This is a genomic window from Pantoea sp. y20 (assembly GCF_054903455.1).
Window position 1 is genome coordinate 452,675 of the sequence record NZ_CM142816.1, and the last position, 13,155, is coordinate 465,829.

Sequence of the window (13,155 nt, forward strand, 5' to 3'; positions counted from 1 at the left end):
AAGGGATAAATTTAACGCGCTATTGTGGCGGCACTGGACATATTGCCAACGCAGGAGAATCCCATGAATCAGCGCGAATTTATCCGTAGTTTGCTGGACTGGATAGAGAATAACTTAGGGCACGATCTGCATCTGGATGAAGTCGCACGCCGCTCGGGATACTCCCGCTGGCATCTGCAACGTCTGTTCCGTCAGCACACCGGCTTTTCACTGGCCGAGTACATTCGCCAGCGCCGGTTAACCGAATCTGCGCTGACGCTGATTAACAGCGATGAGGCGATTTTGCAGGTGGCGATGAGTTACGGCTTCGATACGCAGCAGGCTTATACTCGCACCTTCAAAAACTACTTCATGGTGACGCCAGGCCAGCTGCGCCGCCAGCGTCGCGTTGAGCCGGATCGTTTATTGTTCCCATTGGCGATGGCGAGTTGATGTATGCCTATGCGCATTCGTAGCGGCGCAATTCATCGCGCCGCTACGAAATGTACGCTGATGGACTAATGACGCCTTTTGCTTTTAAGCTGCTGTTCTCACTCTCTTAACTGCCAGAGAACATGGATAACAGCGACAATCTCTCCGCCATGATGCTGTTTGCACGCGTCGTGGAACGGCAAAGCTTTAGCGAAGCCGCACGCACCTTAGGCGTCTCCAAATCGCACGTCAGCCGTGAAGTGGCGCGGCTGGAAGTGCGCCTCGGCATCAAGCTGTTGCAGCGCACTACGCGCAAAGTGGTGCTGACGGAGCTCGGCCAGGCCTACTATCCGTTCTGCGTGCGCATGCTGGAAGAGATGCATCGCGCCGACGCCTTTGTGCAGCAGGTACATCAACTGCCCGCAGGCAACGTGCGCTTGCAGGCGCCGATCACCTACGGCTGTCAGTGCGTGGTGCCGACGCTGAATGACTTTATTCGCCGCCATATTCACATCAACGTCGATCTCGACCTCACCACCAGCGATGACCCGCAACCCAGCGCCGACGTGGCGATTGTGATCCGCGCGCGTGCGCCCGACGCGGCCAATTATCGTGAACTCGCCAGCATTGATTGGGGCTTGTACGCCACGCCAGATTATCTGGCGGCGCATGCGCCCATCGATCATCCCGACCGCCTGATGCGTCACGACTTGCTGCTGTTTCACGGCACCGCGCACACCGCCGCGCTGCCGTTTCGCCGTGATAAACAGCGCCTGGCGCTGGATGTGCACAGCCGTTTCCGCGCCAACAACAGTATGGCGCTGCTTAATGCCGCACTGGCGGGCACCGGCATCGCTTATCTGCCCGCTTATATGACGCAAGATGCCTTAGCGCGCGGCGAAATCCAGCAGGTGCTATCAGATTGGCAAATGGACCGCCTGCACAGCTATCTGTTGCTGAAAGAGCAGCCGCAACCCTCTTCGCCGGTCACCTTACTGTGCGATGCGTTAATCAACACCCTTGGCACAGCGTAATTGTTGTTATCTGGCAACAATGCTGCGCCGCCTGGCAATTATCCGCGCTACTCTGTTTTCTGCGCAGCGTCACTGTTAGCCTGCTAAAAAAGCAAAAAACAGGGATATTACCATGCAGCAACCTCCACTCGCGTTAGCGCCCGAACAGCAACACTGGAAGCGAAATTTATGTGTCTGCGTGCTGGGTTCGTTCAGCACCATTGTGGCGATGACGCTGCTGTTGCCGTTTCTGCCGCTCTATGTGCAGCAACTTGGCGTGCAGGAACCGGCGGCGATTGCGCGCTGGTCGGGTGCGGCCTACGGCGCCACCTTCCTCAGCGCCGCCCTGACCGCGCCGTTATGGGGCAAACTGGCCGATCGCTATGGCCGCAAACTGATGCTGATCCGCGCCAGCCTCGGCATGGCGATTGCCATGTCGCTGATTGGTATGGCCACCGCGCCGTGGCAGCTGGTGGCGCTGCGTTTGCTGGCGGGTTTGCTCGGCGGCTACGCCTCGGGATCGACCATTCTGGTGGCGGCGCAAACGCCGAAAGAACAAACCGGCTGGGCGCTCGGCGTGTTGTCATCCGGCATTATGGCCGGCAACGTGGTGGGGCCGCTGCTGGGCGGCGTATTGCCGCCGCTGATTGGCATTCGTCACACCTTCTGGCTGACCGGCGCGGTGATTTTCCTCGCCTTCCTCGCAACCACCTTTTTGCTGAAAGAGGTGCCGCGCTCCTCTGGCAAGAAAACCCCACAGAAGATTGCTGACGATGCGAAGTCACTCAATTTGCCCGTGGTGCGGCTAATGTTGCTGTCGGGCATGCTGCTGATTTTCGCCAATATGTCGATTGAGCCGATCATCACGCTGTATATCGGCCAGTTTGTTAACGGCGATCACGCCATCACCGTCACCGCCGGATTGGTGATGGCCGCCGCCGCGCTCGGCAGCATTATTTCCGCGCCGCGTCTGGGACGGCTGGCCGATCGCGTCGGGCATGGTCGCGTGCTGGTGTATGGGCTGATAGCCTGCGCGCTGCTGCTGATCCCGCAGGCGTTTATCCGCGAAGCGTGGCAATTGGTGGTGCTGCGTTTTCTGATGGGCATGGCGCTGGGTGGATTGATGCCGTGCGTCACCGCGCTGATTCGTCACAGCGTGCCGCAGTCGCAGGTGGGCAAGATGCTGGGTTATTCAACCTCGGCGCAGTATGTCGGCCAGGTTTCAGGTCCGCTGTTCGGCGGCTTTATTGGCGGCGCGTTTGGTATGCGTCCGGTGTTTCTGGCGACCTGCGTGATCATGGCGCTGTGCGCATTGCTGAACGCGCGAGTGCTGCGTAAAACCTAACATGTAGGGCGCCATTCATGGCAACCGTTACATATAAAAAAAGCGGGCCTAAGCCCGCTTTGTTATCTCAACGCGAAAACTTACTTCGCATCAGGCAGTGCATAAGCAATCACATAATCGCCCAGCTTGGTGCCAAACGAACCGTGACCACCGGCAGCGATAACAACGTACTGCTTGCCATCCACTTCATAGGTCATCGGCGTTGCCTGGCCGCCTGCTGGCAGACGTGCCTGCCACAGCATTTCACCGGTATTGGTGTCGAACGCACGCAGGTAGTTATCTGCGGTGGCACCAATGAAGAACACGTTACCGGCGGTGGTGATTGGGCCGCCCAGCATTGGCATACCCATTTTGAACGGCAGTGGCACTGGCGCGCTATCGCGAACCGTACCAATGCGTTTTTTCCACACGGTTTCGTTGGTCTTCAGATCAACTGCGGAGACATAGCCCCACGCCGGTTGTTTACATGGCAGACCAAACGGTGACAGGAACGGATTCAGCTCCACGCCGTACGGTACGCCGTACTGTGGCTGGATACCGGTTTCGGTGCCTGAACCGCCTTTGTCGTCAGCCGGTGGCTCGATCGGGTTGCCCGGACCGCGCGGAACCAGCTTCGACACAAACGGCAGCGCCATTGGGTTAGCAATCGCAATCTGACGATGTGGGTCAACTGCGATACCGCCCCATTCGAACATGCCAAGGTTGCCTGGGAACACCAGCGTACCTTGCTCAGACGGCGGGGTGAACGGACCTTCATAGCGCAGACGCTTGAAGATCACGCGGCATACCAGCTGGTCGTACATCGTCGCGCCCCACATGTCCTTGTCCGTCAGATTCTGTTTCGGACGGAAGGTCAGTTCGGAGTACGGCTGAGTAGGCGCAACGTGGTCACCTTTAGCGGCACCCTGTGGAACCGGAGTTTCCGGCGCAGGGACAACCGGCTCACCGGTACGACGATCCAGGACAAAGATGTTACCGGTTTTCGCCGGTGCATAAATCACCGGTACGGTTTTGCCATCTTTAGTCGTGATATCGGCCAGCGTCGGCTGCGACGGCAGGTCCATATCCCACAGATCGTGATGCACGGTCTGATACGACCACACCAGTTTACCGGTGGTGGCGTTCAGCGCCAGTACGCTGCTTGCATAACGTTCCTGCTCTGGTGTGCGGTTGCCGCCCCAGATATCTGGCGTTGACACACCCATCGGCAGGTAAACGATATCCAGTTTCGGATCGTACACCGCCGGTGCCCATGAGTTCGGTGAATTCATGGTGAAGCTGTGTTCATCCGCTGGAATCGCGTTTGGATCTTTGGCACCCGGATCGAACACCCACAGCAGTTTACCGGTGTTAACGTCGAAGCCACGGATGGCGCCTGACGGCTCACGGGTAGAGTAGTTATCGGTGACCGCACCCGCTACCACGATGGTGGTGTCGGTGATGACCGGCGGCGACGTCGGCTCATACTGGCCTGGCGTCAATACCGGCTGCTTGTGCTGCAGATCCAGTTCACCGTTGTTGCCAAAGGCAGCACAACGTTCACCGGTTTCCGCATCCAGCGCGAACATGCGGCCATCATTCACCGGCAGGTAAATGCGGCGTGAGCACAGCGCAGGTTGGGTATTGGCCGCATCGGCCGCAGCAGGCACTTCGTGGTAAGAAACGCCACGGCAGGTCACGTGCTGGAAGGTTGGATTCGGCTTCAGGCCCGGATCAAATTTCCACTTCTGCTTACCGGTTTTGGCATCCAGCGCAAACAGAATCTGGTGCGGTGAGCAGAGATACAGGGTGTCACGGATTTTGATTGGCGTGACTTCATCGGTGATTTCGCCCGGATCGTTTGGCGTCTTCAAATCGCCGGTCTGGAACTGCCAGGCAACCTGCAGCTCTTTAACGTTACCGGTGTTGATCTGCTTCAGCGGGGAGAAGCGGGTGCCTTGCTGGTCACGCGCATACGCCGGCCAGTCAGCATCAGCGATGTTGCTCAGCGGCTGTGCCTGCGGAGCATTGGCTGCTGTCGCTGGAATTTCACCGTTCAGCTCTTGCGGATCGTGGAATACCGCCCACGCCAGCACCAGTACGCTGGCAAGCAGCGCCACTGACAGCAGCGCCAGAGCGCCTTTGCCGGCATTATTCAGACCGCGATACACAAACGGCAGAATCAGCCAGATGCCGAAGATCACCAGCACATCGGTACGCGGTGCCAGCGCCCAGAAGTCGAAACCGACTTCCCACACGCCCCACACCAGCGTTGCCAACAGCAGCAATGCGTACAGCAGTAATGCTGAGCCGCTACGGCGCCACAGCAGAATAGCGGTGATCAACATGACCACACCGCCAATAACGTAGTACCAGGAACCACCAATGGCGGCTAACCAAACGCCACCAACCAGCATAAACGCGCCCGTCAGCAGTGCAAAAAGCACTGTGAGAAAACGGATTACGCCAAAAGATGAGGAAGCTTTCCCCATAATATTGACCTCTTTCTTTGCCATTAAAAACTAAAAAGGAAACAACGCGTTGGGTTGCTTCCCGACATAGAGTACGAAATAACGAAACGGTTCGAGCGACGCTTTCCGTGCGGCGAGATGTTCCCTTTGCGTTAAATTTTATCTTAAAAACGTTAAAGGGTTTGATATTTTTAGTGCTTTGCACTCGTTGAAGGGAAGTACTGCGACATTTTATGAGGGAATAAAGGTGTTATGTCCGGTTAGATCGGGCCACAACACCTAAGAGCAACACATTGTGTAAACGTTTACCCTTCAAACAGCGTGCTGCTGGTGCGTTGTTCCTGCCAGCCGCTCAAATTAAGTTGCGCATAGTGCTCAGCGGGCAACGTTAACTGTGGCGTGCGTAATATTACTTCCACTTCTCTTTCACGACAGGATTCCAGCAGAAAAGGAAAGCTGAACTTGAGATAATTATCGTGAAAAAACTCGTTGGTCAGCGCAATACCGCTAAATGGAAACGCAGCGATATTCTTCCAGCAGGTGCCGGGCGGTGCCAAATCATAGAGCCAAAATGAGAAACGCTCTGCGGCCCTACGTAAAGCACTATCTTGCTGAACTAAATCGGCATAATTGATTGCCAGCTGTACATTCTCATCCTGCAGGCTGGAATAAATTTCCGGATCCTGTAAAAAACGCATAAGGTTATTTCCCGTTAACGGGATGATTATTAATTCGGGTGTATCCGGCAACTGATTATGCAGCGAAATTATGTTGCGTCCATTAAGTATTGCTGTGTTTTCCTGTTCGCAATGCATAAAGGGGGCTGAATAACACACGCCAGCTAGCGCCCCGTCGAAGCGATGGATGCGCTCAGTAACATAAGGATTATAAGAACTGTTTTCCATTTATCTCTGTGAATAAATTAATTAACTGGAGCGTCTTAATTATTATAAGGACGGCGGGATAATGAAATCTAAACACAGTCAATATAGATCGTTTTGTTTATCAAGATCACCTTTTTTTAACTGTCACTGATAGAGAGATATTAGGCGCTGAGCAGGATGAATTAATCGGCTATTGCCATATTGGGAAACTTTTGGATATTTTCATCTCATAACCATCAGCCTGCTAATATTAAGAGCTCCATGCTTAGCTAATTTTTGGATAAGCTTCTGTTTTTAAACAGCACGGCTAGCCATTGCCTGGCTCAGTAAGATGCCGCACTCTGTGGCCTGAAAAAATAAAGCGGAAGCCGCAACGTGGCTTTTCACCAGGTTAGTGCAACGACGCTAACCGATGTAATTGTTTAGGATGGGATAAAACTATGGGTTCTCTAGTATCCGCAGCAGAGGATTCATTGCTGCGGCACAGGTCGTTTGTCGCCTTTTGGCTGGCGCGCACCTGTTCATCGTTTGGTTTTCAAATGTTTTCGGTCGCGGTCAGCTGGCAAATCTACGCGCTGACCCACAGCGCGATGGCGCTCGGCATGATCGGTCTGATGCAGTTTCTGCCTTCTGTACTGCTGGCGCTGCCCGCCGGGCATCTGGCCGATCAGCTTGACCGTCGTCGTATCGTATTGCTCGGACAATTTATTGAGTGGCTGGCGCTGCTGGGGCTGGTTGCGCTCACGCTGATGAACTGGGCGGGCAAGATCGAGATTTGGGGATTGGTGTTTCTGATCTCCGTCGCCAAGGCGCTTGAGTGGCCAGCGATTACCTCGATGCTGCCGGCGCTGGTGCCGCCACCGATTCTGGCGCGCGCCATGGCCGCCAGTTCGGTGGGCGGACAGGCGGCGGTGATTATCGGCCCAACGCTCGGTGGCTTCCTTTATGTCGCCGGTCCGGAAGTGGTGTATGGCGTCTCGGCGCTGTTCTATCTGTTCTCCATCGTGCTGGTGAGCCGACTGCGCTATGAGCGGCCGCCGCAGGCGCGCTTGCCGATGAATCTGCCGAACCTGTTTGCCGGCGTGCGCTTTATCCGCGATCGCAAAGATGTGCTCGGCGTGATTTCACTCGATCTGTTTGCCGTGCTGCTGGGCGGGGCCACCGCGCTGCTGCCGATCTTCGCGCAAGATATCCTGCATACCGGGCCGTGGGGCTTGGGCATCCTGCGCGGCGCGCCGTCGGTCGGTGCGCTGCTGGTTGGCGTGTGGCTGAGTCGTCACAAGCTGGAAAAGAACGTCGGCATGATCATGTTCGGCTCGGTGGCCGGTTTTGGCGTGGCGACGCTGGTGTTCGCGCTCTCCACGCAGCTGTGGCTGTCGGTGATCGCGCTGGCGGCGTTGGGCGGCTTCGATATGGTCAGCATGGTGATTCGCGGCGCGCTGGTGCAACTCGATACGCCGGATGACATGCGTGGCCGCGTGAATGCGGTCAACGCCATCTTCATTAATACCTCGAATCAGCTCGGCGAGTTTGAGTCAGGTTTACTGGCGGCATGGATGGGCGCAGTGCCCGCGGCGGCGATTGGCGGCATCGGCACGCTGATCGTGGTGGGCGTGTGGATGGCGATTTTCCCGCATCTGCGTAAGCGGCAGAAGCTGGAAAACGAAACCGTTACCTAACTTCAACATCGCGCGATGAATCGCGCCGCTACGGATTGTAGCGGCGCAATTTATTGCGCGTGTCTTACGCGGTTGCTGCTTTCCCCAGGTTGGCGTCAAATTTTTTCCAACTCTCCGTCATATCCACCACGGTTTTCGATTTTCGCGCTTCATCGATTTTGATCGCAGTGAGGCCCGCTTCCAGTGCGTCCACCACTGAAACCTTCAGCGGCGTTCCCTGTGTAATGTGTTTCACAATCTCTTCAGCCATCAGCGCATCTGCGCCGTAATGGCCGTCATAGGCGTTGCCGTCATACTCAGTATCCGCTTCGCGCGCACCGGTGCGCGCGTTGTGCACGCGGAAGTAGTTACGCACGAAGTCACCTTCGGCCATGCCATCGGTGCCCATCACGCAGAAGCGGCGGAACTCATCCGGTACGTTAAGGTTGGCATGGAAGGCGAGGGTCGCGCCACCGGCATACTCAATCAGCGCGGTTTGGTAATCGACGATGTCGGCATCGCCGTCAAACACCGCATCGGTACTCGACCAGCCGCTCGGTTTAACGTGATACACCTCTGACTGCGCTGTTACCGCACCTTTAGGCGCGTGCTGCGGGGTGAAGTTTTTGCGTCCGCCAAAGCTGGCAACACGAACCGGACGCTCGCCGACCAGACCCTGATAAAGATCGATATCGTGGCAGCATTTTTCCAGAATATACGGGCCGGCGTACTTCTCCAGACGGCGCCAGTCGCGCTGGAAGAACGCACCGTGATACGGCTTGATGTGTTCAGTGGCTTCAATTGAGGTGATTTCGCCGAGGCGATTTTCATCACGCGCGGTGAGCAGGTCGCGATAGAGCGGCGAGTAACGCAATACCAAGCCGACCAGAATGCGCTCGTGACCATATTGCTGCACCAGCTGCGCCATCGCCATGGTTTGCTCTTCGTTGATCACCACCGGCTTCTCGGTGAACACCGTGTAGCCCGCCGCTAAGCCCTGACGAATGTGTTCAAGGTGCATAAAGTTCGGCGAACCCACCAGCAGCAGATCAAAGCCGCCGTGTTGCAGCAGCGCATCCACGCTAGCAAACGCGGTGCCCGCGTCGATGCCAAAGCTGTGCAGATTCGGTAATCCCGCCGGAGCCGGATCGACATAACCCACCACGGAAAACGCTGTGTCGGCTTTGTTGAACTCTTTCACCACATGGGAAAGCCGAAAGCCCAGACCAATAATGCCCACTTTCATGTTGTACCCCTGAAGCCCGTTGCCTTTGAGCCGCCCGACCTGTCAGGCTGCTGATAATCTGACCGTTAACTTATTACGACAGAAAAACTAATGTCAATCCGTGTGGCGGATCTCAATTGGTGAAAAATTGTTATTTATATGATTTATATCTATTTTAATTAACTATACGGATTGCCTATTTATTTATTATTGCGATTTAAGTTTTTTTCCCCTATCTTTCGCACATCTATAAGCGTCATACCGTTTCGGGCTGGCAGGAGGAAGCGCGTGCAATCACTAATGCTGGGTATTGATGGCGGTGGTACGCACTGTCGTGGACGCCTGACCGACAGCGCCGGACGCCTGCTGGCGGAAGCCAAAGGCGGTCCCGCTAACGTCTGGTCGCAGTTTGATGCCGCCATCGTGGCCATTGATCAGGTCATTGACGATCTGTTTACGCAGGCGAATTTACCTGTTGAAGCGCGCGACCGCACGGTGATCGTCGCCGGTTTGGCGGGTGCGAACGTCGCCTCGGTGCAAAGCCGTCTCGCCAGCTGGCAGCCACGCTGTCAGGCGCGCTATCTGTTTACCGATGTCGAAATCGCCTGTGCCGGTGCGCACGCCGGTGCGCCAGGCGCGGTGTTTATTATTGGCACCGGCAGCCAGGGCGCGGCCTGGGATGGCACGCACTTCACGCTGCTCGGCGGCTGGGGTTTTGCCCTGTCAGATGCCGGTTCGGGTGCGATTCTCGGCCAACGCGCGCTACGGCTGGCGCTGCTGGCGCACGAAGAGATTGTGCCCGCCTCGGCGTTAACGCAGCGCATCATGGCAAGCTATCAAAACAGCCCGGAACAGCTGCTGATGTGGTCGAAACAGGCGACACCCGCTGATTGGGGCCGCGTGGTGCCTGAGGTGTTCGCTGCCGCGCAGCAGGGCGATGTGCACGGCACAGCGCTGGTGCAGCAATCCGCCGCGGATATCGTGCAGATGGTGCAGCCGCTGCTGGCGCGCAGCCACGGCAAGCTGGCCTTGATGGGCGGACTAGCCGCGCCCATTCAGGCGTGGCTACCGGCGGATATCGCCGCGCTGCTGGTGCCGCCGCAGGGCGATGCCCTAAGCGGTGCGCTTCGCCTGGCCATGCAGTTCAGCCTGAAACTTCCCGCTTAACTTCAGATAAAGAGGCTCATGAGCGCTCCCAACGTAACCGCGCGCATTCTGCGGCTGATTGTCGAAAATGCGCCTATTAGTCAATCCGATCTCAAAGTGCGCAGCGGCCTGAGCATGTCGACGGTGTCGCAAGCCACCAATCGTCTGCTGACCGGCGGCATCGTGCAGGAGCTGGGGCTACGTCGCGTCTCAATGGGGCGGCCCAAAACGCTGCTCGGCCTCAATCCGGATCACGCCAGCGTGGTGGGGATTCAGCTTAATGCCGAACGCAACCTGATGGTGCTGACCGATCTCAGCGGCAACATCATCGGCGAGCAGCAAATTCCTTCCGGCGCGATGACGCCCAAACAGCTCGGCGATGCGCTGGCGAAGTTTTTGCGTGGCGTTGAGGGCAAAAAGGTTGGGGCGATTGGTCTGGCGCTGTCGGGTTTGGTCGATGCCAGCAATGGCGTTTGCGTGCTGTCACGCGCGCTGGGCTGGGATAACGTGCCGATTGCCCGTCTGCTGGAAGAGCGCTTCTCGCTGCCGGTATTTATTGAAAATGATGCCAACGCGCTGGCGATGGCGGCGCTGGTGTTTGGTCAGCTCGGTCATGCGCAGTCGGCGGTGATAGCTACGTTCGGCAAAGGCATCGGCGCGGGGATTCTGCTCGATCGCCAGCTTTATCGTGGTCGTCACGGCAAAGCTGGGGAGATTGGCGTGTCGCTGCTGGGCGATGGTTCTGAGCGTCTGCTGGAGGATGTGGCGTCGTCGCAGGCGATTCTGCAGCGCGTGGCGGCCACCACCAAAGAAGAGGTGCCGCATACGCTGCGCGATCTCGATGTGCGTCCAACGCCGGAGGTGCTGAGCGCGCTGGCCGAGGCCGGGCAGCATCTGGGGATGTCGCTGGCGAATCTGTCGGTGGCCTACGATCCGGACGTAGTATATCTGGCGATGGAGCCGCAAATGGCTTCGCGCATTCTGCTCGACCACGTTACGCAGAGTTTTCAGACCTACCGTTTGAAGCTGACGCCGCACATGACGCCGCTGCAGTTCCTTACGGAATCCAACCGCATGTGGGCGCAGGGCGCGGCCGGGTTTGCGGTGAATAAGCTGCTGGATTTGTTGGCCGCACAGGCCGATGAAGAGATCGCACCGCAATAATGAATCACGCGATAAATCCCCGCCCATTCTGTCGCGGCGCGATTTATCGCGCCGCGACGAAAAGATGCGGCTTTTACCTTATCTGAGTCGCAAACCCTGCTCATCAAACAATAAACAGTGCTCGGCACGCAGCTGATAACTCAGCCGCTCGCCAATCGCGTGTTCCGCCACGTTACGCTCCTCAATCACCAGCAGCTTCTCTTCGCCGATATCGAGATAGAGATAATTGGTGTGTCCCAGCATCTCGCTAAACGACAATTCGCCGCTAAAACTCAGGACATCATCGTTGCTGCTCACTGGCTGGAAATGCTCTGGACGTACGCCCAGCGTGATTTTCTGCCCTTCGCGGCACGACGCGGCGATCGGCAGCGTAAGCTGATTAATGCCCAGCGCCGGCACCCGCAGTTGCACCGCGCCCGGCGCGATCGCGGACACTTCGGCAGTGAGGAAATTCATCTTCGGCGAGCCAATAAACCCGGCGACAAACAGGTTGTCGGGATCGCGATACAGCGCCATCGGCGCGCCGACCTGCTCAATGCGGCCCTGACGCAGCACCACGATGCGATCCGCCAGCGTCATCGCCTCTAGCTGATCGTGCGTCACGTAGATCATGGTGTTGCCCAGCGAAGCGTGCAGGCGAGCAATCTCAATGCGCATCTGCAAACGCAGCTCGGCATCGAGGTTCGACAGCGGCTCATCAAACAGAAAAATGCGCGGGTGGCGGATTATCGCGCGGCCAATCGCCACACGTTGCCGCTGTCCGCCGGACAGCGCGCGCGGTAAGCGGTCAAGAAATTCTGTCAGATGCAGGCGCGCCGCAGTCTGTTTGATCGCCTGCTCAATTTCCGCTTTCGGGCGCTTCATCACTTCCAGCGGATAGGCCAGATTGCCGCGCACCGTCATGTTCGGGTAGAGCGCATAGGACTGAAACACCATGGCGATGCCGCGCTCGGTGGCGTGCTGATCGGTCATATCGGCGCCTTCAATCAGCAACTTACCGTCGGTGATCTCCTCCAGCCCGGCAATCATGCGCAGCAGCGTAGATTTCCCGCAGCCGGAAGGGCCGACAAACACCACGAATTCGCCGCTGTTAATGGTGAGATCGATGCCATGAATCACGTTTACATTTTCGTAGGACTTTTTAACGTTTTGCAGATGCAGGCTGGTCATGCGATGCCTCGAATCAGAGAAGTTGGCCCATATAAATGGCGTTGCTGCGCATAATCGGCGTGAAGCCAAGGCGCTGATAAAAGCCGCACACCTGCTCGTTTTGCAGGCTGACGCCGAGATAAACGCCCGGCACGCCCGCGGCACGCAGATCGTGTAGCAGCTGTTCAATCAGCTTGCGCCCCCAGCCACCTTGCTGCGCGGCGGGTAACAGATTGATGTGCAGATGCGCAGGCCATTGCGTCACCAGCTGATCCGCTGCCGCATCGGGCTGATGAATCGCTTCCAGCACTTTGCTGTCGAGCGGCGCCTGCGGCGCGTAATCGCGATACTGCTGTTGCAGCTGTGGCCACCAATCAGTATTCAACTTTGCTTCGAAGGCGCGCGTATCGGGCGCGGCGACCGCGTAGCCGACTACCTCGCCGTGCTGTTCCAGCACATAAGCAAATTCGGGCGCAAAGCGCGCGTAGGGAATGACAAAGCGCAGGCCGGGCAGCGCGGGATCGGAGTAGAGCGCGCTGGCATCGGTGCCGGCATTGGCGGTCTCTAAGCAGATGCGCGACAAGGCGGGGAAATCTGCCTCGCTGGCGCGACGAATAACACCTTCAGCCGTCATGGTGGAGCCTCTGTGGTCAGGAGATGAACAGATTTTACGGTAAAGAAAGCCGACTTAGTTTTCAAGGTGTAATAAT

Annotated in this window: 11 protein-coding genes; 6 read left to right on the top strand and 5 right to left on the bottom strand. The window is 57.1% G+C overall.

The annotated features are described in order from the left end of the window. Nucleotides 1-63 precede the first annotated feature (63 nt). The 3 genes from ACYAC5_RS02015 (at nucleotide 64) to ACYAC5_RS02025 (ending at nucleotide 2,769) form a co-directional block, all read left to right on the top strand. Nucleotides 64-432, top strand: a complete 369-nt coding sequence (locus ACYAC5_RS02015; RefSeq protein WP_101762352.1) for a helix-turn-helix domain-containing protein — start codon at nucleotides 64-66, stop codon at nucleotides 430-432. A gap of 122 nt (nucleotides 433-554) precedes the next feature. Next, entirely contained in the window at nucleotides 555-1,445 is an 891-nt protein-coding gene (locus ACYAC5_RS02020) for a LysR family transcriptional regulator (RefSeq protein ID WP_309836209.1), read from the top strand. Between the two features lie 112 nt (nucleotides 1,446-1,557). Next, a complete protein-coding gene (locus ACYAC5_RS02025) occupies nucleotides 1,558-2,769 on the top strand; it encodes an MFS transporter (protein WP_277974416.1) in 1,212 nt (403 codons plus the stop codon). Between the two features lie 80 nt (nucleotides 2,770-2,849). On the opposite strand, the gene ACYAC5_RS02030 is transcribed toward ACYAC5_RS02025, so the two are convergent. Beyond that, entirely contained in the window at nucleotides 2,850-5,240 is a 2,391-nt protein-coding gene (locus ACYAC5_RS02030) for a glucose/quinate/shikimate family membrane-bound PQQ-dependent dehydrogenase (RefSeq protein ID WP_217550018.1), read from the bottom strand. A 284-nt stretch (nucleotides 5,241-5,524) separates the two neighbouring features. Next, nucleotides 5,525-6,124, bottom strand: a complete 600-nt coding sequence (locus tag ACYAC5_RS02035) for a hypothetical protein (RefSeq protein ID WP_462062332.1) — start codon at nucleotides 6,122-6,124, stop codon at nucleotides 5,525-5,527. 419 nt (nucleotides 6,125-6,543) lie between these two features. On the opposite strand from ACYAC5_RS02035, the gene ACYAC5_RS02040 reads away from it, so the two are divergent. Further along, complete coding sequence (locus ACYAC5_RS02040) at nucleotides 6,544-7,782, top strand: MFS transporter (protein ID WP_462062333.1); 1,239 nt, start codon at nucleotides 6,544-6,546, stop codon at nucleotides 7,780-7,782. A gap of 64 nt (nucleotides 7,783-7,846) precedes the next feature. Here the strand turns inward: ACYAC5_RS02040 and ACYAC5_RS02045 are convergent, their stop codons facing one another. Further along, on the bottom strand, nucleotides 7,847-9,007 hold the full coding sequence (locus tag ACYAC5_RS02045; RefSeq protein ID WP_280172362.1) for a Gfo/Idh/MocA family protein: 1,161 nt from the start codon (nucleotides 9,005-9,007) through the stop codon (nucleotides 7,847-7,849). A 267-nt stretch (nucleotides 9,008-9,274) separates the two neighbouring features. Between ACYAC5_RS02045 and ACYAC5_RS02050 the strand changes: the two genes are divergently transcribed. Together ACYAC5_RS02050 and ACYAC5_RS02055 are read left to right on the top strand one after the other, a co-directional pair. Further along, nucleotides 9,275-10,153 (top strand): glucosamine kinase nucleotide-binding domain-containing protein, encoded by an 879-nt coding sequence (locus ACYAC5_RS02050; RefSeq protein ID WP_280172363.1) that lies wholly within the window; start codon nucleotides 9,275-9,277, stop codon nucleotides 10,151-10,153. An 18-nt stretch (nucleotides 10,154-10,171) separates the two neighbouring features. Continuing rightward, nucleotides 10,172-11,296, top strand: a complete 1,125-nt coding sequence (locus ACYAC5_RS02055) for an ROK family transcriptional regulator (RefSeq protein ID WP_280172364.1) — start codon at nucleotides 10,172-10,174, stop codon at nucleotides 11,294-11,296. Between the two features lie 78 nt (nucleotides 11,297-11,374). Here the strand turns inward: ACYAC5_RS02055 and ACYAC5_RS02060 are convergent, their stop codons facing one another. Both ACYAC5_RS02060 and ACYAC5_RS02065 read right to left on the bottom strand, forming a co-directional pair. Continuing rightward, entirely contained in the window at nucleotides 11,375-12,466 is a 1,092-nt protein-coding gene (locus ACYAC5_RS02060) for an ABC transporter ATP-binding protein (RefSeq protein WP_192412626.1), read from the bottom strand. A 13-nt stretch (nucleotides 12,467-12,479) separates the two neighbouring features. After that, nucleotides 12,480-13,079, bottom strand: coding sequence for a GNAT family N-acetyltransferase (locus tag ACYAC5_RS02065; RefSeq protein ID WP_192412624.1), 600 nt, complete (start codon nucleotides 13,077-13,079; stop codon nucleotides 12,480-12,482). Nucleotides 13,080-13,155: the final 76 nt, after the last annotated feature.

Bases quoted from the DNA above. Each gene is read 5' to 3' on its own strand.
- ACYAC5_RS02045 (WP_280172362.1), bottom strand. From the start codon at position 9,007: ATGAAAGTGGGCATTATTGGTCTGGGCTTTCGGCTTTCCCATGTGGTG.
- ACYAC5_RS02040 (WP_462062333.1), top strand. From the start codon at position 6,544: ATGGGTTCTCTAGTATCCGCAGCAGAGGATTCATTGCTGCGGCACAGG.
- ACYAC5_RS02020 (WP_309836209.1), top strand. From the start codon at position 555: ATGGATAACAGCGACAATCTCTCCGCCATGATGCTGTTTGCACGCGTC.
- ACYAC5_RS02035 (WP_462062332.1), bottom strand. From the start codon at position 6,124: ATGGAAAACAGTTCTTATAATCCTTATGTTACTGAGCGCATCCATCGC.
- ACYAC5_RS02055 (WP_280172364.1), top strand. From the start codon at position 10,172: ATGAGCGCTCCCAACGTAACCGCGCGCATTCTGCGGCTGATTGTCGAA.
- ACYAC5_RS02030 (WP_217550018.1), bottom strand. From the start codon at position 5,240: ATGGGGAAAGCTTCCTCATCTTTTGGCGTAATCCGTTTTCTCACAGTG.
- ACYAC5_RS02060 (WP_192412626.1), bottom strand. From the start codon at position 12,466: ATGACCAGCCTGCATCTGCAAAACGTTAAAAAGTCCTACGAAAATGTA.
- ACYAC5_RS02015 (WP_101762352.1), top strand. From the start codon at position 64: ATGAATCAGCGCGAATTTATCCGTAGTTTGCTGGACTGGATAGAGAAT.
- ACYAC5_RS02025 (WP_277974416.1), top strand. From the start codon at position 1,558: ATGCAGCAACCTCCACTCGCGTTAGCGCCCGAACAGCAACACTGGAAG.
- ACYAC5_RS02065 (WP_192412624.1), bottom strand. From the start codon at position 13,079: ATGACGGCTGAAGGTGTTATTCGTCGCGCCAGCGAGGCAGATTTCCCC.